This is a genomic window from Haloarcula sp. R1-2 (assembly GCF_011627385.1).
GTDB lineage: Archaea > Halobacteriota > Halobacteria > Halobacteriales > Haloarculaceae > Haloarcula > Haloarcula marismortui.
In genome coordinates this window covers 656,457-676,870 of sequence record NZ_JAANTG010000001.1, presented here as the reverse complement: position 1 = coordinate 676,870, position 20,414 = coordinate 656,457, and the positions used below count along the sequence as shown (strand labels likewise).

Genomic DNA, 20,414 nt, shown 5'->3' with positions numbered 1-20,414 from the left:
ATGGGCGTCTCCAAGAACAACCGTTCATGACAGTCCGACACGACGGCATCACTGCGGAGTGGCTCGGCTACGCGACGCTCCGACTGGAAGGCGAGGATACGGTGGTTTACTTCGACCCCGGCCGGTACGGCGTCCTGACCGGCGAGTGGGAACCGGACACGCCCGGCATCGGCCATCCGCCGACGCGGGACTACGCCCCGAAAGACGGGGATATCGTCTGCGTGACCCACATCCACCACTACGACCCCGACGGCATCCGCCGCGTCGCAAGCGAGGACGCCACCGTCGTCGCGTTCGAAGGTATCAACGTCCACGCGACTGACCGCGACCTCGACCGCCTCGCCGACCTCGACTACGAGGTCCGCAAGGTGTCGATGGAGGCCGACGTGCTGGTCGACGACGTCCCGATCTGGACCATGCCGGCGTACAACCACGAGGACGGCCGGAACGTGAAAGACGACGGCAGCCCCATCCACCCGAAGGGTATCGGCTGTGGCTTCCTCGTCTCGCTGGACGACACCCGCGTGTTCTGGCCCGGCGACACCGACGTGCTGGAGGGCCACGCCGAACTCGACGTGTCGCTGTTCGTCCCCTCGATCGCCCAGAACTTCACGATGAACCGCCACGAGGCCGCCGACCTGGCCGAGGCGATGGACCCGGACCTCGTGCTCCCGATGCACTACAACACGTTCACCTCGCTGGAAGCGGACTCCGGTGCGTTCGCCGAAGACGTCGCAAAACGCGGCGTTCCGGTCGTGCTGGACGAGAGCTAATCAGAGGATACCCATCTCGTCCAGCCGTTCGGGCAGGTAGGTTTCCGTCACGAAGTCAAGCCCCCGAGAAGCGAGCGCCTGCTGCTCAGCTTTCTTGTTGATATCGAGCTGGAGTTCGATCTGCTCCTCCCAGAAGTCGGTCTGGAAGCGTGGGTCCTCCAGTTCGCTCTCTAAGGCGTTGACGTCAGAGTCCGACAGCGGGTCCGTTGGCAGTTCGTACTCGACGATGTCCTCCGGGCGGATGCCGATGAACTGCGCTTCGGGCGTCGCCAGATACTCCGAGAGGTGTGCGCTCTTGATGGAGCCGTAGGAGACCGACCCGAAGATGCGGTACGACCACGGGTCACCGTCAGTGAATACCGTGACCGGAAGGTCGAGTTCGTCGTGGAGGCGCTTGATGAGCCGCCGAGTCGCCCGCGCGGGCTGGCCGCCGAGGTGGACCACCAGCGCGTCGTACTCGTCGTCGAAGCCGTTCTCGACCAGTCGGTCGCGCATGCCACCAGTCTCCACGCAGAGGACGAACTTCGCGTCGTTGTCGAGGAACTCGATGGTGTCGGGGTTGTTCGGAATCTGGTAGCCGCCCTGGCCCACGTCGTCCTGACAGTGGATTTCGCGGTCCCCGCGGTTGGTCTGCTCGCGGAGGAGCAGCGGCCCCATTACCTTTGCCCCAGACTCCTCCGGACGCATGTGGAAGTCCTCGCGCTTGACATCGGAGACGATTTCCAGATCTTCGATGAGATTGTTCGACTCGTCTTGCGTGTTGAACTGGGCCTCGTCGAGGTCCCAGGACTCCGAGAGGTAGTACAGTTCACGCAGGGTCGATGAGCGGTCCTCCTCTAGTTGCTGGGAGAGGAAGTCGATGGTATAGACGGCCTTCAGAATCTTCTCGGCCCCGGATATCGTCTTGGCCGACCGCGTGGAGTTCCGGTCGCCGTACACCCAGACCTGCTCGTCCTCGTCGAAGACGATGTTGGACTTGGTCCGGGTCGGGATGGTCATCGTCGGCACCTCGCCGTCGGCGAACTGGTCGTAGAAGTCCGCCGCGAGGTCGATGAGTTGCTCGCGCGCTTCCTCGGTGTCGGGTGTGGTGTCTGAGTCGGTGCTCATATCAGGCGTTCACCGTGAGTTTCTCCTCTTCGATGCCGTCGACCGAGACGGTGAACTCGGCCTCGTCGGTCACGCTGTATTCGAGGACGGCGGTTTCACCGGCCCCGACAGTCGGGGACCACTTGACGAACCACTCGCCGTCCATCTCGACGACCGTCGCGCCGTTGGTGACCTGCGGTTCGGCGGTGACGATGTCGGTCAGTTCCACGTCCGCGTTCGTGTCGTCGTTGTTCTCGATACGGACCCGGACCGTGTCGTCCTCGACCTCGCGCTCGACGAGGACGTTGTTCATGATGCGGGCCAGCGAGTCATCAATGTGTAGCTCGTCGTTGTCCGTGACTTCGGTGAGCTTTTCGGCCATCTCGGGCAGGATAGTCGCCAGCTTGTCCTGCTTCTCGCGGCGCTGTTGCATCGACCGACGCTTGTTCAGGTAGCTCTTGAGTTCGCGAGCAGCCTCTCGGATGGCGAGTTCGATTTCGTCTTCCATCTCGGGGACGTTGGCGATGGCGTCCTTCGATTCGCTGGTGAAGGGGACGTTCGTCGAGGCGACGTGGACCATGATGACTGCCGGTCCCTTCGGGATGCCGGAGCCGCCGGGCTGGTCGAGGTTGTAGTTGCGCCAGCGGATAGACTTCACCACGTCCGTCGTCGCACAGGCCCCGCGCTGGTACACCAGCGGGACCCGGTTGGCGAATCGCATCACGTCGACTGTCCCCTCGCTTTCGAGTTCACCGCCGTAGGCGATGCCGGCCTCGACGATGAACGGGTCGCCGCCGTGGACCGACGCGTCCCGCGTCGATGCGGCGTAGAAGTCCGCGTCGAACTCCTTGCGAAGTCCCTCCTCGACGAGTTCCGCGCTGATGGGTGAGAGGCAGTCCGTCGGCGGCGCGATGATGTCCGTCTCGCGCATCGCCGACAGCAGTTCGCTGGCGGTGTCGCGGTCGTCGGCGATATCTGAGACCTTCGGCGGCTCCTCCGGGACGCCCTCGGCGGCCGTCCAGAGCGCCTCTAGCACGTTCTCACGGGCCGTCTCGCCGAAGGTGGCGTCGTCTTGCTCCTCGGTCATGTCGGCCGCGCGGTCGATGTAGCCCCGGAGTTCGTCGCGGGTCAGCCGGTGGCGGCCGTCGTCGTCGAACTTGTCGGCCAGTCGGCTCGCCAGCCCCTCGACTGCGGCGTCGTCCTTGCGTTTCGTCGTCACGTCGTCGACGAGGGCGTAGAGGTCACTCGACAAGTTGTCGCTGACGGCGTTCCAGGCGGCGTCGACGGCGTTTTCTCGAACTGTCGCGCCGAACGTCGTGTCGCCGTCCGCTTCGGCGTCTTCGGCCGCCGAATCGACGATGGATTCGACCTCGTGGTACGCGACCCGGTCGCGGTCGTGGATAGCATCGGAGACGGCGGCTGCGAACGTCGCAGTGGTTTCAGCGCCCTTGTTCGCCACGGCGTCCTCGACAGCGCGCTCGATATCGGCGTCCTCGTTGACTTTCGGCGGCTGCCAGGCCATGCCGCGGCCGTAGTGCCGGTCGTTGAAGTTCGCGATGACGCTGTCGGCGGTCTTCCCGCCGACGCGGGTGAACTCCTCCTGCATGAAGCCGGATACGGAGTACGAATCCGTCGCTTCGAGCATCTTCAGGAGCGTCCCCAACTCGACGCCGTGGGGGTGCGGGCGGATCTCTTCGGTCTCGTCGGGGAGTTCCGCGCGCTCGGCCCGCTCGAACTTCAGGGACTCGTCCAGCCCCGGTTCGTCGAACTCGACGCGGGCGTGAGGGTTGACAACAGCGGTGTCCTGAATGTAGTCCCGCAGCGTCGACCGGGCCCGCATGTTGGCCTCCATCTCCAGTTCGATTCGCGTCCCGTGGGGTCGCTCCCACGTCGTTGTCTCGTCGACGCTAATCTCGGGTTCGTTAGTGTCCGTGTCGACGATGAGTTCGAAGTACTGCGCCTCGTCCTGACCCTTCGGCCGGGACGTTATTTTTGCGGGCTTGCCGGAAGTCAGCTGTGAGTAGAGCACGGCCGCGGAGATACCGATCCCCTGCTGGCCGCGGTTCTGCTCTCTGGCGTGGAATCGGGACCCGTAGAGGAGCTTCCCGAAGATCTTCGGCGCTTGTTCCTTCGTAATCCCGGGGCCGTTGTCCTCAACGACCAGCTTGTAGTAGTCCCCGGACTCCTGAATCTCGACGTAGATATCGGGGAGAATACCGGCTTCCTCGCAGGCGTCGAGCGCGTTGTCAACGGCTTCTTTGACGGCCGTAACGAGCGCCCGGGCCTCCGAGTCGAAGCCCAGCATGTGCTTGTTCTTCTCGAAGAACTCGGCGATGGAGATGGCCCGCTGAGATTCGGCCAACTCCTCGGCGATCCCCTCGCCCTCGCCGAGTTGCGACTGATACGAGGTCATTGTCGTGCGGTACGTACCCGCGTCGGGGTTAAAAGGTAATCGCCACCGGAGTGAAAGTAAACCCTCGCTTCAAAATCGCAGTCCCGCGCGCGTGCGGGAGCTTTATACGTCCCCCTCTATTAGGACGGGTAAGTTCCTATGTCAGGAGAGTCTGATGAGTACGGCGCAAAGTCGATCCAGACCCTTGAAGGGCTGGAAGCCGTCCAGAAGCGACCCGCGATGTATATCGGGTCGACGGACGCTCGTGGCCTCCACCATCTTGTCTACGAGGTGGTCGACAACGCGATCGACGAGGCGCTCGCCGGCTACTGTGACAACATCGACGTAACGATTCACGACGACGGCTCCGTCTCTGTCAGCGACGACGGCCGGGGAATCCCAGTCGATACCCACGAAGAGCACGGCCGCCCGGCCGTCGAGGTCGTGATGACGATCCTCCACGCGGGTGGCAAATTCGACAACAAGTCCTACCAGGTCTCCGGCGGACTCCACGGGGTCGGGGTGAGCGTGGTTAATGCGCTTTCGAAGTGGCTCGAAGTCGAAGTCAGGCGCGACGGCGCGCTCTGGAAGCAGCGCTTCGACCACGGCAAACCGGAGTACGACCTGAAGAAGGTCCGCGACCTCAAGCCCGACGAAGAGACGGGGACCACGGTCCGGTTCTGGCCCGACGACGAGATCTTCGAGACCGGCGAGTTCAAGTTCTCGACGCTATCGTCCCGACTGCGTGAACTCGCCTTCCTCAACTCCGGTGTCGCCATCTCTATCGACGATGAGCGCGACGGCGAAACTGAGACGTTTGCTTACGACGGCGGCATCCGCGAGTTCGTTGAGTACTTGAACGAGACCAAGGACCCGCTCCACCGGGATATCATCTACTTCGAGGACGAAGAAGAGATCGCGGAGGGGCCGGTACAGGTCGAGATTGCCATGCAGGGGACCGACGACCTGCAGGGCTCGATTCACGCCTTCGCAAATAACATCAACACACGCGAGGGCGGGACACACCTCACAGGATTCAAGACATCACTCACACGGGTCATTAACGACTACGCGACCGACAATAATCTGCTGAAAGATCTGGACGATACACTCAAAGGCGACGACATCCGCGAAGGGCTGACGGCCGTCATTTCTGTCAAACATCCCGACCCACAGTTTGAGGGCCAGACCAAGACGAAACTCGGCAACAGCGAGGTCCGTGGCATCGTCGAATCGGCGATGCACGACGGACTGGCGACTTTCTTCGAGGAGAACCCCGACACGGCCGAAGCCATCGTCGGGAAGGCCGTTGAGGCCGCAAAGGCGCGGAAGGCCGCACAGAAGGCCGAGGAGCTCACCCGGCGGAAGTCGGCACTCGACTCGACCGCACTGCCCGGAAAGCTGGCCGACTGCCAGACCCGGGACCCCGAGGAAGCCGAACTGTTCATCGCCGAGGGTGACTCCGCGGGCGGCAGCGCCAAACAGGGCCGCAACCCGGATTTCCAGGCGATTCTCCCCATCAAAGGGAAGATCCTGAACGTCGAGAAACACCGGCTGGACCGGATTCTGGAGAACAACGAAATCCGGAACCTCATCACCGCGCTGGGGACCGGTATCGGCGACGAGTTCGACATCGACGACCTACGGTACGAGAAGATCATCCTGATGACTGACGCAGACGTCGACGGGGCACACATCCGGACGCTGCTGTTGACGCTGTTCTACCGGCACATGAAGCCGCTGCTTGAGGCCGGCTACGTCTACGCCTCCCAGCCGCCCCTGTACCGGATTCGCTACCGCGGGAACACCTACGACGCGATGACGGACGCGGAGCGCGACACAATCATCGAGGAGAAGTGTGACGGGAACCCCACTCAGGTCCAGCGGTTCAAGGGCCTCGGTGAGATGAACCCCGACCAGCTCTGGGAGACGACGATGAACCCCGACAACCGGATTCTCAAGCAGATAACCATCGAGGATGCCGCAGCCGCGGACAAGATGTTCAATATCCTGATGGGCGACGCCGTCGAACCGCGCAAGGAGTTTATCAAGGAGCACTCGCCTGAAGCGGAGTGGGTCGACATATGAGCTCTGACGCTAACGACGCGAACGCCCCGGCAGAGCAGATCAAGCACGTCCGCATCGAGGACGAGATGGAGCAGTCCTACATCGACTACGCGATGTCGGTCATCGCGGGACGGGCGCTCCCAGACGTTCGGGACGGTCTCAAACCCGTCCATCGGCGCATCCTCTACGCGATGCACGAGATGGGCGTCTCCTCGAACACCGCCCACCGGAAGTCCTCCTCGATTGTCGGGGACACGATGGGTGACTACCACCCGCACGGCGACTCGGCCATCTACGACACGCTCGTCCGGATGGCACAGGACTTCTCGATGCGGTATCCGTTGATAGATGGCCAGGGGAACTTCGGCTCGATGGACGGCGACCCGGCGGCCGCCATGCGGTACACGGAGGCGCGGATGGCCCCCATCGCCGAGGAACTGCTCGAAGACATCGAGAAAGACACCGTCCATTTCTCCAGCAACTACGACGACCGCCTGCAGGAACCCGACGTGCTGCCGTCGAAAGTCCCGAACCTCCTGTTGAACGGGTCGTCCGGGATTGCCGTCGGCATGTCGACCAATATCCCGCCGCACAACCTCGGCGAACTGGTCGACGCGACGGTCCACCTGCTGGAAAACCCCGACGCCACCGTTGAGAACCTGATGGAGCACGTCAAGGGGCCGGACTTCCCGACCGGCGGCAACATCGTCGGCCGCGATGCCATCTACTCGGCGTACGCGACCGGCCGCGGCCGCTTGCGGGTTCGCGCAGAGTATGAAGTCGACCCCGAGGAGGGTCGCATCGTCATCAGCGAACTCCCCTATCAGGAGAATAAGGCCCGCGTCGTCGAGCGCATCGCCGACGACGTGAACGAGGGGAAAATCGAGGGGATTTCCGACCTCCGTGACGAGTCCGACCGCAACGGCGTCCGCATCGTCGTCGAACTCAAGCGTGGGGCGAACGTCGACGTGGTCGAGAACCGCCTGCTCGACCACCATCTCGAATCCACCTTCGGCGTCATCAACCTCGCGCTGGTCGACGGCCAGCCAAAGGTCCTCTCGCTGAAAGAGACCCTGCAGCACTACATCGACCACCGCCGCGAGGTCGTCCGCCGGCGCTCCGAGTACGACCTCGCCGAAGCCGAGGACCGCGCCCACATCCTCGAAGGCCGGCTGAAGGCGCTCGAAAACGTCGAGGACGTCGTCGAACTCATCCGTAACAGCGAGGACCGCGACGCCGCTCGCACTGGTCTGCAGGAGTCCTTCGAGTTCTCCGAGGAGCAGGCCGCCCACATCGTCCGGATGCAACTCGGCTCGCTCACCTCGATGGAAGCGACGGAAATCGAGGAGGAGTACGAGGACGTACAGAACACTATCGACTACCTCGAATCCGTCCTCAACAGCCGCGAGAAGCTCGACGGCGTCATCGCAGACGAACTCCAGGAAGTCAAAGACGAGTACGACGACGACCGCCGGACGAGCATCATCGAGGACGAGGGCCAGGTCACCCACGAGGACCTCATCCCCGAGGAGGACTGCGTCGTCGTCATCACCGAAGACGACTACATCAAGCGGATGCCGGTCGAGAACTTCGACCCCCAGAACCGCGGCGGCAAAGGGATCATCGGGGCCGACCCCAAGGAGAACGACCGCGTCTCGAAGGTGTTCCGGGCCAACAGCCACGACTACCTGCTCTGTTTCACCAATCAGGGACAGGTCTACCGGCTCAAGACCTACGAGATCCCGGAAATGTCCCGAACCGCACGGGGCAAGTCCGCTATCAACCTCATCGACCTGGACGACGGCGAGGAACTGACCGCCGTCGTCTCGACCGACGAGTTCGGCGACGACGAGTGCATCACGATGGTGACCCGGAACGGCTACGTCAAGCGGACCTGCTGTTCTGAGTTCGAGAACATCCTCTCGACGGGTATCATCGCGGCCAAACTCGAAGACGGCGACGAACTCATCGACGTGGACGTCACAGACGGCACCGGCGACCTCGTCATCGCCACGGAGGCGGGGATGACCATCCGCTTCAGCGAGAGCGAGGTCAGCGAGATGGGTCGTTCCGCCCGCGGTGTCAACGGCATCAAACTGCAGGGTGACGACAAAGTCGCGGCCATGGTCGCCACCGACGACGACGACCCCCGGTCGCTGTTGACCGTCACGGAACACGGCTTCGGGAAGCGGACCAAACTCGACGAGTATCGCACCCAGTCACGCTACGGCAAGGGCCTCATCGACATCAAGACCGACGACCGCAACGGTCGCGTGTCGACGGCCAAGGCTGTCACCGACGAGGACCATCTGGTCATCATGTCCGAACAGGGCCAGATCATGCGCATCCGCGCCGGCGACGTGTCCCAGGTCGGTCGGAACACAAAGGGTGTGACGATTATGGGACTCGAAGAGGATGACCGCGTGGCGAGTGTGACAGTTGTGCCGGCAGAAACTGAATAGCGGCCGCGAGCGAAGCGAGCGGCCTTTTTCGCCCACGTTTTTGCCGCGAGTGGTGGCCCCCGGCCACCCGAGCGGGAAAAAGGTGGAAGCGGGGTGACGATTATGGGACTCGAAGACGACGATCGCGTGGCGAGCGTGACAGTCGTGCCAGCCGTCACCGACGAATACGGCCCGATTCCCGGTCGCGCGGTTTGGATTGCCTTCTTGCCGTCTAAACAGTTACAGTACGCGCTTGCCGAAGGCACTGGCGACGAGTTCACAGGCCAGTTCGGCAGTGCGGTTGTGCTCGTCGAGAATCGGGTTCACTTCGACCAGTTCCATCGAGCGCAGTTGGTCGTGCTGTTCGGCGACGTACTCCATTGCGATGTGGGCCTCACGGTAGGAGACGCCGCCACGAACCGGTGTCCCGACGCCGGGGGCCTCCGTCGGGTCGAGCCAGTCGAGGTCGAGCGAGACGTGTATCCCGTCCGTCCCCTCTGTTGCGATATCCAGCGCCTCATCGACGACTGCCGGCGCGCTCCGGGCGTCGATATCTGACATCGTGTATGCCGTGATATCGCTTTCTTCGATCAGCCGGCGTTCCCCGTCGTCCACGTCTCGCAGCCCAACGATGACGACGTTTTCTTCGCTTACCGCTGGTGTGTGCGCCCACGCATGGTCGGAGAACGCACCGAGACCGAGGACAGCCGCCAGCGACATCCCGTGGATGTTCCCGCTGGGTGTCGTCGCCGGCGTGTTGAAATCGCCGTGCGCGTCGAACCAGATGACGCCCAGCTCTTCGTCCTCGCGGGCTGCACCGGCGACGGTTCCAATGCCGATAGAGTGGTCGCCACCCAGAACGAGCGGGAACCGTCCCTCCCGGAGGGTCGCGTCGACCGCCGTCGTCACGTCCTCACAGACCTCTTTTGTCTCTCTGAAGAACTTCGCGCGCCCACTGTCCAGACCACCGGCATCGGGGTCGCGCTCCTCCGGTCGCGGCACAGCGATGTCGCCGCCGTCGATGCAGTCGATACCAATATCCGACAACTGGTCGGCGAGGCCGCCGTACCGTATTGCTGACGGTCCCATGTCGACGCCGCGCCGGTCAGCGCCGAGGTCCATCGGCACGCCGAGAACACGAACCTGTTCTTGCATACTGTCGCCTCCACGGGCGGCGAATAAAGACCCAGCGTTGAGCCGACGGCAGTCAGTTATCGCCTACGTATACGGCGCACAGACCAGCTCGATGCCCTCTTCGAAGCTGGTCTCCGGTTCCCAGCCCGTCGCCTCGTGCATCTTCGAGAAGTCGGCACAGGTGTCGTGGACGTACACGTCCTCGGGGATCGGGTTCTCGATGTACTCCGGCTCGATGTCCGTTCCGAGCTCGTCGTTCAGCATCTCCACGACGGTGTTGAAGTCGTAGGCCTCGCCGGTACCGAGGTTGTACACGTCGTTCAGTTCGTGTTCGGCGGCCAGGACGAGCCCGCGGACGATGTCGTCGACGTGGGTGAAATCGCGGGTCTGCTCGCCGTCACCGTACAGCTTCGGTGCGTCGCCGCTGGCAAGGTCGTCGGCGAACTGGGCGATAACGTTGGCGTACTCGCCTTTGTGTTCCTCCGCGCCGCCGTAGCCCTGATACACCGAAAAGAAGCGCATCCCGGCCAGCGTAAGGTCGTAGTGGTTCTGGAAGTACTCCGCGTACGTCTCCCGGGCCATCTTCGAGGCCTCGTAGCCGGTGTTGACCGTCACGTCCATGTCTTCCGGCGAGGGCTCGGTCCGACTGCCGTAGATTGAGGACGTCGAGGCGTAGACGATGGTGTCACAGCCGTCGTCCCGGGCCTGCTCGACCGTGTTGACGAACCCCTCGACGTTCACGCGAGCGCCGTGGGTCGGATTGTCCTCGTGCATCGCGTAGGAGGAGAGTGCCGCGAGGTGAAACACCACGTCCACGTCAGTCGGCAGGTCGTCGTCGAGGACACTCTGTTCGACGTACTCTACGTCTTCTGATACGTTCTCAGGCGTGCCAAGATAGCCGTCATCCAGGGCGACGACATCGTTGTTCTCGGCCAGTTTGTTTGCGAGGTTTGCCCCGATAAACCCCCCACCGCCAGTCACCAGAACGCGCTGATTTTCCATATCTGTGTCAGGTCAGCGCTGGAATAAAGTACTAACGTTTTCCGCGATTCTAAGACGGTTCCAGACGGTTTACCGTCGCATTTAAGGACGGCTGTACCGAACAAGAGATTATGTCATCTATCGAACTGACACCCAGTCAAAAGAACATTCTGCAGGAACTGGTAAATCTCTATCGGGAAAGTGAAAGCGCTGTCAAAGGCGAGGACATTGCCGAGAAAGTCGACCGGAACCCCGGCACGATTCGAAACCAGATGCAGAGCCTCAAAGCCCTGCAGCTGGTCGAGGGCGTCCCTGGCCCCAAAGGTGGGTACAAGCCCACCGCCAACGCCTACGACGCGCTCCAGATTCAGGACATGGACCAGGCCGCCGAAGTCCCGCTACGCCACAACGGCGAGCTTGTCGAACACTCAAACGTCGAGGAGATCGACCTGACTAGCGTCCACCACCCCGAGGAGTGCCGCGCCGAGATTCAGCTTCAGGGCACGATGTCCGAATTCCACGAGGGCGACTCGGTGACAGTCGGACCGACACCGCTGTCGAAGCTCCAGATTATCGGGACCCTCGAAGGCAAGGACGACACCAACAACAAACTCATTCTCGCTATCGATGATATGCGGGCACCGGCGGGCGAGCCGGAACACTAGTACGTCTGATTGGCCTTTTGAATTGTTTTTTGCGGTCACCGGGGCTGCATCGTACCGCTCTGACGATGAGCAGCGCTGGGGAATTGTTCCCCCGCTGAGAGGGATTTCAAAGGGTTTGTATCAGTCGGTTGCAGAGTCTGCGATATGACAGAGAACGTAGTGGTGCTCGGTTCGGGGTATGCTGGTGCGGGGGCAATAAAGAGTTTCGAGGACGAGTTAGATGGCCAGACGGACGTTGATGTCACCTGGATTTCTGAGACGGACTATCATCTGGTCTTGCACGAGTCCCACCGCTGCATCCGGGACCCGAGCGTGCAGGAGAACATCGCCATCCCTGTCCACGGAATCAAGCAGCCGTCGACGTCATTTATTCAGGACGAGGTCGTCGGCATCGACACCGATGCTCAGGAAGTAGACCTCGCCGACTCCGACACCGTCGAGTACGACTACTTGCTCGTTGGGCTGGGCTCCCAGACGGCCTTCTTCGGCATCGAGGGCCTCAAAGAGCACGCTCTGACGCTCAAGAGCCTCGACGACGCGCTTGCAATCCACGACAAGGTTCAGCAAGCGGCCCGCGAAGCCTCCACAAACGACCCAGCACAGGTCGTCATCGGCGGCGCTGGCCTCTCCGGCATTCAGACCGCCGGCGAGGTCGCCGAGTTCCGCGACGAACACAACGCGCCAATCGACATCCATCTCGTGGAAGGCCTCGACCAGGTCCTGCCCAACAGCGACCCGGAACTGCAGGGTGCCCTGCGCAAGCGTCTGGAAGCCGCCGACGTGAACATCAAGTGCGGGGAGTTCATCGGCGAAGTCGACGAGGAGACGGTGTACATCGGCGACGAGGACGAACTGGATTACGACGTACTGGTCTGGACGGGCGGCATCACCGGCCGCGATTGTATGCAAGACGTCGATCTGGACAAGGACGAGCGCAACCACCGCGTCCACGCCGAAGGGAACTTCCAGACCGAGGATGAACACGTCTTCGCAATCGGCGACTCGGCTTTGATTGACCAGCCGGGCGACCAGCCCGCCCCGCCGACCGCGCAGGCCGCCTGGCAGGCCGCCGAAGTCGCCGGTGAGAACCTCGCTCGTGCGGTTCGCGGCCAGCCGCTGAAGACGTGGACCCACAAGGACAAGGGCACGGTCGTTTCGGTCGGCGAGAAAGCCGTCGCCCACGACGTGGTGAATATGCCTATCGAGACGTTCGGCGGGATGCCGGCGAAACTGCTGAAGAAAGCGATTGCCGCCCGCTGGATCAACGACATGACTGGTGTCGGTCGGGCCGCCAAGGCCTGGCCTGACATGTAGCGAGTACCTTTTTACTGCAGGGGGGTTTCCTCGCGCCTGCGGTGCTGCGGGAACCCCCTTTGCAAAAATCTACGCTAAAAACGCCCTCCGAGTCGCGCTCTGCGAGCGCGCTCGGAGTGAAACCGTGCTCGCTCCGCTCGCGCGGTATGCTATCTTTACCGCGCCACGACTGCCACTGAATCCACAGTCATAACTGCTCCCTCCCACTGTACTGCACCGCCGACTGTAACAGCGGCCGCTCGCGGCTACAGCCGTAGAGAAATCTAGCGGTCGATAGACAGGCCGGCGTGCCACCCATCGGCGTCAGCTTCCTCGACAGTCGCGTCCATCTCCGCCAGATACGACACGGCGAGGCTGGCACACTTGGCCGCTTTGCGCTCCCCTTCAGTGCGGAACTCGCCGGTAACGCGGTTGGCGTACACCGTACAGACAGCGCCGGCCCGCAGGCCGTACAGGTTCGCGAGCGTGAGAATCGTCGCGGCCTCCATCTCGAAGTTGAGGACGCCAGCCTCCTGGAGTGCTTCGATGCGTTCGTCGCTGCCGCTGGCCTCGAAGTCCTCGAACCCCGGGCGTGACTGCCCGGCGTAGAAACTATCCGTCGAGCAGGTGACGCCGAGGTGGTAGTCGTAGCCGAGTTCCTCGGCGGCGGCGACGAGCGCCGAAACGATCCGATGGTCGGCGCTGGCGGGATAGTCCTCGCGGACGTACTCCTTGCTGGTCCCCTCCTGTCGTACTGCGCCGGTCGTGATGACGAGGTCGCCGATGCTGGCTTCCTCCTGGATTGCGCCACAGGAGCCGACCCGAATAAAGGAGTCAGCGCCGACGCGGGCCAGTTCTTCGAGCGCGATAGCGGCCGACGGACCGCCGATACCGGTCGAGGTCACGGAGATTGGCGTGCCGTCGTGAGTGCCCGTTGCTGTGCGGTACTCGCGGTGTTCGGCCACGATGTCGTGGTCGTCCCAGTAGTCGACGACCTTTTCGACACGCTCCGGGTTCCCCGGCAGCAGAACGCTGTCGGCCACGTCGTCCTCGCCTACTTCCAGATGGTACTGTACGTCGTCGTTCGGGTCTTCACTATCGCTTGTCATTTGTCGAGATGGTCGCTGGTGATTGTCGTCGGCAGAAGCTCCCCGAGCTCGTACACCGTCGGCTCGTCGCCGTCAGTGATGATTTCGAACGACTCGTCACAGAACTCGCTAAACGTCTGGCGGCACATCCCACAGGGAGTGACGCCGTCTCGCTTGCCAGAGGTGACAGCGACGCGTTCGAACGACCGGTGCCCGTCGCTGACAGCCGCACCGATGGCCACTTCCTCGGCGTGCAAGCTGTTGCTGTAGTTGGCGTTTTCGATGTTACAACCGGTGTAGACGCTTCCATCACTCGTTTCGAGCGCCGCGCCGACCGTGTACTCCGAGTACGGCGCGTACGCCTCGTCAATGGCGTCTCTCGCTGCGTCGAGGAGGTCCTCCATGCACTGGGCGTCGAAGGGCCGTGTAGAAATTCTATCGGTCTCGGTAGCAGTCGGTGCTCGGGCGTCAGGCGTCCGCGGCACTGACGGCCGCGACGGCGTCGCGGACCGCCTGTGTGGTGTCCGCGACCAGCGCGTCGATGTCGTCGCTCTCTGCGTACACCCGGACGTACGGCTCGGTGCCACTCGGCCGGACGAGCGTCCACGACCCGTCGTCAAAGGAGAGTCGGACGCCGTACTCGGTCGAGACGTCGGCCTCGGGGAACGCGTCCGGCAGGTCGGATTCCAGTCGCTCCATCGTTTCGGCTTTGGCGTCGTCGGGGCACTCCACACTTACTTTCTCATAGGGCCGCTCGGAGATGACGGCCCGCCTGTCGGCGACGCTCTCCTCGGCGAACAGGCGCGTCAGCACGGCCGCGCTGGCGACGCCGTCGATCCAGCCGCCGAAGGCGGTGTGAATGTGCTTCCAGGGTTCGGCGGCGAAGACGACTTCGGTTTCGTCGGTCGCGTCCGCGCGAACGTCGGCGATGCCGACGTGGAGCGAACCGAGGTGGATGCGCTCGACGCGGCCGCCGGCGGCCTCGACACGCTCGTCGATACGCCCGGAGGCGTTGGGCGTCGTCACGACCACCGGGTCCGAAACGTCAGCGGCACGCGTATAGTGCTCGGCGAGCATCGCGAGTATCGTGTCCTCGTGGATGACATCGCCGTCGGCGTCGACGACGACGATTCGGTCGGCGTCGCCGTCGTGGCCGAACCCGAAGTCAGCGTCGGATTCGGCGACGAACTCGCGGAAGTCGGCCAGCGTCTCCGGCGTCGGCTTGCTCTCGCGGCCAGGGAAGGTACCGTCGACGTTCGCCTCCGTCGCCAGCACGTCGGCACCCAGTTCCCGGAGGACCTGCGGCGTCGCCACGCTGGCCATGCCGTTCCCGCAGTCGACGGCGACTGTCAGCCCCGACGGGTCGCCGCCGAGCGACTCGGCGTAGTCGGCGACAGCACCTCGGTACTCGTCGAGGTAGTCGACCGACTCCGTGTCGCCCCAGTCGCGCCAGGCTGTCGGTGTCGAGCCGTCCTCGATTCGCCCTTCGATGCGCGTCTCGTCGTCGTCGCCGTACTCGGTGCCGTCTGCAAACAGCTTGATGCCGTTGTCGGTCGGTGGGTTGTGGCTTGCGGTAATCATCACGCCGTGGCGGCCCTGTGAGGCATACGCCAGCGTCGGCGTCGGTACGCGGCCGATTCTGACGACGCGCGCGCCGGCGCTTTGCAGTCCCGCGGCCATCGCATCAGCAAGTGCTGGCGAGGTTACGCGCCCGTCGTACCCCAGCACGAACGTCTCGCCGTCTCGGCCAGTCGCCTGTCCAACTCGCAGTGCAAGGTCCGGCGTCACCTTCGATACGACATCACCGCGGATTCCCGCGGTCCCGAACAGTTCCATACCGGCGATGCGGAGGCCGACCGTATAATTCTCTCGTTCGGCCCTCACTTCTTCCCGATGAGGAATGTGTCGCCCTTGCCGTCACGGATGACCCGTTCGGCCACAGCAAAACCATGGCCCTCCAGTTGACTCCGGATGCCAGCGACGGAGTGGCCATTGGCTTCGAGTCGGTCTCCGTGGACTTCACAGTAGACGAGTCGGCACGAGGGCTGGTCAAGCGTCGTTGAGAGACCATTGAGAACAGCGCCCTCCGTTCCTTCGACATCGATTTTAATTGCGGTTGGTGTCGGCAGTTGGTTGTCGGCGATGAACTCGTCGCCGTGTCGCTTGCTAATTGTGATTGTCTCGTGCGTGTTGGCTGTCGTCACCAGTGAATGCCCGGCTGAACCGACTTTTTCGAGCGTAATGGAGAGTTCTGCCTCACCGTTTTCATCGACCAGTGCGTGTTCGAATAGCGAGATATCGGCCCGGTTGTGTTGCATATTCTGTCGCAACCGCTCGGCGTTGTCAGGGTGTGGTTCGAATGCGATCACCGGGCTGTCGGTCACCTGTGATGCCAGACAGGCATACAGGCCGATATTAGCTCCAATATCGTAGAACACGTCGTCGGGCCGAAGTTCCCCCAGTAGATCGGCGAGTACCGGCCGTTCATCTATCTTCCAGAGGTCGGTAAATTCGTTGTAGGTCGGTATCAGAAACTCTGTGCTGACATCGCCGACCGTAACTGCGTACGTCTCACCAGCAATCCGATAGGAGAAGTCGCGATACCGGCTGTAGAGGGTACCGAGAAGCGGTTTGACTCCAGCCTGAGATGCAAGGTGAACAGCTACATCGGAAAGTGTCATTTGGAAATATTATTAAGACCACCTACCTATACTTGTCGATTAATGGTTATTTCACGCGCTTCCATAGTTCCACTCAGGTCACACGACGGTGCGTCCGCCTGCCGTTCAGACTCTCTGGTCGAACTGCTAAAATATCGCAGACTTCGGCAGTGAAAACAGGGTCGGAGACGAGACTTGACTGCAACAATTATGTCGCGTGCCGCTACAGCAGTTCGTCGAAGTCGTAGCCGTTGATATCGACGCCGTCGGCAGTGACATCGGCGAGGTAGATGCCGTTACCGGAGCCGGTGTCACGCTCGGCGGCGGCCTTGATGGAGGCAGCAGCGACCTCTTTTGCCTCCTCGTTGGTCATGTCTTCCTCGTAGCGGTCTTCGAGGGTCCCGTACGCGACGGTGAGCCCGGAGCCGGTGACAGTGTAGTCGTCTTTCATGACCCCGCCAGCCGGGTCGATGGAGTAGACGTGGTGGCCGTCGTCGTCGACGCCGCCGAGGATGGGGTTGATCGCAAAGAAGGGACCGCCGCGAGCGAAGTTGCCGGCCAGCGTCGAGAGGGCTTTCATACTGATGTCCTCGCCGCGCCGAGCTTCATAGAGGTTGACCTCCGCACGAAGCGTCCGGATGAATGACTGTGCGCCGCCGACGCTTCCGACGAGGGTTAGCGCCGCCGTGGGGTGAATCTCCTCGACCTTTTGAACGTTCTTATTCGAGACGAAGCGACCGCCAAGTGAGGCACGCATGTCCGTCGCGATGACGACGCCGTCGGACGTACTAATGCCGATGGTGGTTGTCCCGGTCTTGTTGACCTTCTCTGAATCCTGTGCGGACTGTTCAGGGAGCTCGCCGACTTCGGGCGCGTACGGGTCACTCTGGAACTCGTCGGCAGCCTGGGGTCCAGAAAGGTCCGGCCCCGGAGTCATATCTCGCATTACTGTTGGATACTAGTCGGGTGCTGATAAAACCTCTTTTCCTGATAGACCTGACGGCATCCACTGCGGGCAGGTCTTCAGTCGGCTGCTTCGTCTTACGCGCTCGCCTGGTCGTAGGCCTCGTTGAGTCCCGACACGGCCCGGTCCATCGGCAGCCGGAGTCCGAACTGCTCTGTGAGCATTGCCACCGGCAGCAGCATGATGCCCAGCAGCAGGGTGAGTTGGTACAGTGCGAACAGCGTTGCGGAGTACAGTCGAGCTACCATCTTCCTCGGTCGTTCCAGAGTGAGTCTAGTATATAAGCTTTGTTGCCGAATTTCAGTTGCGCAGTATTGATTATGATGAACTAATGGGCCGCTGTCTTGCGGTTTGCTGAGATGCATGAAAGACCGGACTGTTACCCGACCGATCTCCCGATTAGACATAATGGGGGTATGAGTCAGATAGCTGGTTCGCATAAGTTATAGAGATAGTAATGGTGACGTGCGCAACAGCGGCGAATCAAAACTATCGAATAGTCGGACCACGAGAGTTCGTGTATGAACTACCTCGTGGCGATGGAAGCAGCCTGGCTGGTTCGTGACGTAGACGACATCGACGACGCTATCGGTGTAGCAGTGAGCGAAGCGGGAAAGCGACTCAACGAAGCCGAGATGGACTACGTTGAGGTCGAAGTCGGTGCGACCGGCTGTCCGGCCTGTGGCGAACCGTTCGACTCGGCGTTCATCGCGGCCGACACGGCGCTCGTCGGACTGGTACTTGAGATGGATGTGTTCAACGCCGAATCCCCCGAACACGCACAGCGGATCGCCAAAAGCGAAATCGGCGGCGCACTTCGGGACGTCCCGCTGAAAGTCGTTGAGGTGTTCGAGACCGAAGCCGACGAGGACGAAGCCGAAGCCGAAGCATAGTCGCGCTCCACTTGATTCGCCCGCCGCAGTAGCCGTGGGCTTTTTATATTACCTCTGGTAATTAGCGGATATGGACTTACCGACGCCACAGGATCTGCGGGAGCGCCGCAACGAACTCGGGCTAACTCAGAGCGAACTGGCGGAACGGGCTGACGTCTCTCAGCCCCTTATCGCTCGTATCGAAGGTGGCGACGTGGACCCGCGGCTGTCGACACTCCGTCGGATCGTGACCGCCCTCGAAGAGGCCGAAGGCGGTATCATCAAGGCCCGCGACCTGATGAACTCTCCCGTTGTTGGCGTCGCACCCGACGATTCCGTCCACCAGACGAAGGACCTGATGGACGAGAAAGGGTACTCGCAAGTCCCCGTCATCCGTGACGGGGCACCGCAGGGACTCATCGGTAACTCCGACATCCGACAGCGCCCCGAGGAAAACGTCGGCGACCTCCCCGTGGCTGAAGTAATGAACGAATCTATCGCAACCGTTGAGCCCGACGCTCCTATCGACGAAGTCGACGCTTACTTGAACCACAATGCCGCTGTGATGGTTGTCGAAGGTGGGGAAACTATCGGTGTCATAACCGAAGCGGACCTCGCGCGTACGGTCAGCTAACTCCAATTCTCACAAACGCAAATAGGGATAGTGGGTCCGTAATCCCCGTAGGAGGGACTTAATACCGAAAACAGTGTCAGGGGTATATGTCTATTCTCACTAACGAGAGACGTACGCATATGGCCAATCCCAGCGACCCACTGTATACCGAACTCGAAAAGGCCCTCGAAACCGCTGAAAGTGAAGCGGCCAGATACCACATCCGACAGGCACTCCAGATTCGGATTGCGGAGGAAACCGCCGGCAAAGACATCCTGTCCGCCTGATCGGCTTCTGTCAGCGCCCCAAATCGGTTACTCGGTGAGTTCGAGGTTGCGAATCGCAACCGCCTCGTCTCCGTCAGCCACTTCCCCGATCACGCGAGCGTCCTCGCTGTCGGCGACAATCTCCGCAGCGTCGGCCTCGGGGACCGCAGCGACGAACCCGGTCCCCATATTGAACGTCCGGTGCATCTCCTCGTCAGAGACCTCGCCTTCCGCCTGGATGAACTCGAAGACGGGCTGGGCCTCGAAGGGGTCGGTAATCTCGTACCGATAGCTCCCCATCCGCGTGAGATTTGTCCAGCCGCCGCCGGTGACGTGCGCGGCTGCGTGGGTCTCGCTGGCCCGAAGCGGCGCAAGCACCTCGCTGTAGATCCGCGTTGGCGTCAACAGTGCCTCGGCGATGGTCGTGTCAGGGTTCGGCGGGAACGGGTCGGTGTACTCGTGGTCCTGCGTGACCGCCTCACGAGCGAGCGTGAGTCCGTTGGAGTGGATGCCTGAGGACGGCCAGCCGACGATAGCGTCACCGGCCTCGGCCTCACCGGGGAAGACGGCGTCTTTCGGTGCCAGTCCGGCGCAGGTCCCGGCGATGTCCAGCCCCTTGATGACATCCGGCATCACGGCGGTTTCGCCACCCACGAGTGCCACGTCGGCTCGCTCGGCCCCTGTCCGGAGCCCTGCGCCGATGTCCTCGCTCGTCTCCTCGTCGGGCGTTTCGACTGCGAGGTAATCGACGAAGGCGACCGGCTCGACACCAGTCGCGATGAGGTCGTTGGCGTTCATCGCGATGCAGTCGATGCCGATAGTCGAGTAGTCGTCGACGGCCTCGGCGACGAGGAGCTTCGTTCCAACGCCGTCCGTCGCGAGCGCGAGGTACTGGTCGCCGATGTCTACCAGTCCCGCGTAGTCGCCCTCGAACTCGCCGGCCGCGCCGATGAGCGCCTTCGTGGCCGCCTCGCTGGCGTCGATGTCCACACCGGTTTCTGCGTAGGTCAGTCCCTCCTCGCTGTCGGCGTCGTCGGCCTCGGACTCACTGTCGGTCATACCCGAGAGCGTGCGTGGCGGGGGCAAAAGAGCGTCGTTCCGGCGGAGCGCTCCGGCTGC

19 protein-coding genes are annotated in these 20,414 nt (G+C 62.3%); 8 read left to right on the top strand and 11 right to left on the bottom strand.

Annotated elements, in window-relative coordinates:
- Window positions 1–26 precede the first annotated feature (26 nt).
- Window positions 27–773: an MBL fold metallo-hydrolase gene (locus G9C82_RS03315; protein ID WP_127013366.1), complete on the top strand. Its 747-nt coding sequence runs from the start codon at window positions 27–29 to the stop codon at window positions 771–773.
- Here G9C82_RS03315 and G9C82_RS03310 read toward each other — a convergent pair whose 3' ends face one another.
- Together G9C82_RS03310 and G9C82_RS03305 are read right to left on the bottom strand one after the other, a co-directional pair.
- The gene (locus tag G9C82_RS03310) at window positions 774–1,880 is read right to left on the bottom strand and encodes a DNA topoisomerase IV subunit A (protein ID WP_004962323.1); all 1,107 of its coding nucleotides are present in this window, start codon (window positions 1,878–1,880) and stop codon (window positions 774–776) included.
- A gap of 1 nt (window position 1,881) precedes the next feature.
- Entirely contained in the window at window positions 1,882–4,272 is a 2,391-nt protein-coding gene (locus G9C82_RS03305) for a DNA topoisomerase VI subunit B (RefSeq protein ID WP_127013365.1), read from the bottom strand.
- A 138-nt stretch (window positions 4,273–4,410) separates the two neighbouring features.
- On the opposite strand from G9C82_RS03305, the gene gyrB reads away from it, so the two are divergent.
- Window positions 4,411–6,339, top strand: a complete 1,929-nt coding sequence (gene gyrB / locus G9C82_RS03300; RefSeq protein ID WP_007187987.1) for a DNA topoisomerase (ATP-hydrolyzing) subunit B — start codon at window positions 4,411–4,413, stop codon at window positions 6,337–6,339.
- A complete protein-coding gene (gene gyrA / locus G9C82_RS03295) occupies window positions 6,336–8,780 on the top strand; it encodes a DNA gyrase subunit A (RefSeq protein ID WP_127013364.1) in 2,445 nt (814 codons plus the stop codon). The genes gyrB and gyrA overlap by 4 nt, the downstream gene beginning before the upstream one ends.
- 219 nt (window positions 8,781–8,999) lie before the next feature.
- On the opposite strand, the gene rocF is transcribed toward gyrA, so the two are convergent.
- Window positions 9,000–9,914: an arginase gene (rocF, locus tag G9C82_RS03290; RefSeq protein ID WP_127013363.1), complete on the bottom strand. Its 915-nt coding sequence runs from the start codon at window positions 9,912–9,914 to the stop codon at window positions 9,000–9,002.
- 63 nt (window positions 9,915–9,977) lie between these two features.
- On the bottom strand, window positions 9,978–10,895 hold the full coding sequence (locus tag G9C82_RS03285) for an NAD-dependent epimerase/dehydratase family protein (RefSeq protein WP_127013362.1): 918 nt from the start codon (window positions 10,893–10,895) through the stop codon (window positions 9,978–9,980).
- A gap of 110 nt (window positions 10,896–11,005) precedes the next feature.
- On the opposite strand from G9C82_RS03285, the gene G9C82_RS03280 reads away from it, so the two are divergent.
- Window positions 11,006–11,539 carry an Rrf2 family transcriptional regulator gene (locus G9C82_RS03280; protein ID WP_004515710.1) on the top strand — a complete coding sequence of 178 codons (534 nt, stop codon included), beginning with the start codon at window positions 11,006–11,008 and terminating at the stop codon, window positions 11,537–11,539.
- 144 nt (window positions 11,540–11,683) lie between these two features.
- Window positions 11,684–12,853 (top strand): NAD(P)/FAD-dependent oxidoreductase, encoded by a 1,170-nt coding sequence (locus G9C82_RS03275; RefSeq protein WP_127013361.1) that lies wholly within the window; start codon window positions 11,684–11,686, stop codon window positions 12,851–12,853.
- 263 nt (window positions 12,854–13,116) lie between these two features.
- Here the strand turns inward: G9C82_RS03275 and G9C82_RS03270 are convergent, their stop codons facing one another.
- The 6 genes from G9C82_RS03270 to G9C82_RS03245 all read right to left on the bottom strand — a co-directional run bounded on the left by G9C82_RS03270 (window position 13,117) and on the right by G9C82_RS03245 (window position 17,792).
- Window positions 13,117–13,941, bottom strand: coding sequence for a nucleoside phosphorylase (locus G9C82_RS03270; protein ID WP_127013360.1), 825 nt, complete (start codon window positions 13,939–13,941; stop codon window positions 13,117–13,119).
- Window positions 13,938–14,324 (bottom strand): cytidine deaminase, encoded by a 387-nt coding sequence (gene cdd / locus G9C82_RS03265; protein WP_004962275.1) that lies wholly within the window; start codon window positions 14,322–14,324, stop codon window positions 13,938–13,940. Before cdd ends, G9C82_RS03270 begins: the two co-directional genes overlap by 4 nt.
- Window positions 14,325–14,388: 64 nt before the next feature.
- Complete coding sequence (locus G9C82_RS03260) at window positions 14,389–15,756, bottom strand: phosphopentomutase/phosphoglucosamine mutase (RefSeq protein ID WP_127013359.1); 1,368 nt, start codon at window positions 15,754–15,756, stop codon at window positions 14,389–14,391.
- Between the two features lie 44 nt (window positions 15,757–15,800).
- The gene (locus G9C82_RS03255; protein ID WP_127013358.1) at window positions 15,801–16,601 is read right to left on the bottom strand and encodes an FkbM family methyltransferase; all 801 of its coding nucleotides are present in this window, start codon (window positions 16,599–16,601) and stop codon (window positions 15,801–15,803) included.
- A 202-nt stretch (window positions 16,602–16,803) separates the two neighbouring features.
- Window positions 16,804–17,526, bottom strand: a complete 723-nt coding sequence (gene psmB / locus G9C82_RS03250) for an archaeal proteasome endopeptidase complex subunit beta (protein ID WP_004962269.1) — start codon at window positions 17,524–17,526, stop codon at window positions 16,804–16,806.
- A 95-nt stretch (window positions 17,527–17,621) separates the two neighbouring features.
- Window positions 17,622–17,792, bottom strand: coding sequence for a hypothetical protein (locus tag G9C82_RS03245; protein ID WP_004962266.1), 171 nt, complete (start codon window positions 17,790–17,792; stop codon window positions 17,622–17,624).
- Between the two features lie 273 nt (window positions 17,793–18,065).
- Between G9C82_RS03245 and G9C82_RS03240 the strand changes: the two genes are divergently transcribed.
- The 3 genes from G9C82_RS03240 (at window position 18,066) to G9C82_RS03230 (ending at window position 19,316) form a co-directional block, all read left to right on the top strand.
- A complete protein-coding gene (locus G9C82_RS03240; protein ID WP_004515717.1) occupies window positions 18,066–18,437 on the top strand; it encodes a DUF555 domain-containing protein in 372 nt (123 codons plus the stop codon).
- Window positions 18,438–18,507: 70 nt separating this feature from the next.
- Entirely contained in the window at window positions 18,508–19,050 is a 543-nt protein-coding gene (locus G9C82_RS03235; protein WP_004962262.1) for a CBS domain-containing protein, read from the top strand.
- An 86-nt stretch (window positions 19,051–19,136) separates the two neighbouring features.
- Window positions 19,137–19,316, top strand: a complete 180-nt coding sequence (locus G9C82_RS03230) for a hypothetical protein (protein WP_011223028.1) — start codon at window positions 19,137–19,139, stop codon at window positions 19,314–19,316.
- Window positions 19,317–19,343: 27 nt separating this feature from the next.
- Here the strand turns inward: G9C82_RS03230 and purM are convergent, their stop codons facing one another.
- Entirely contained in the window at window positions 19,344–20,354 is a 1,011-nt protein-coding gene (gene purM, locus G9C82_RS03225; protein WP_127013357.1) for a phosphoribosylformylglycinamidine cyclo-ligase, read from the bottom strand.
- Between the last annotated feature and the right edge of the window lie 60 nt (window positions 20,355–20,414).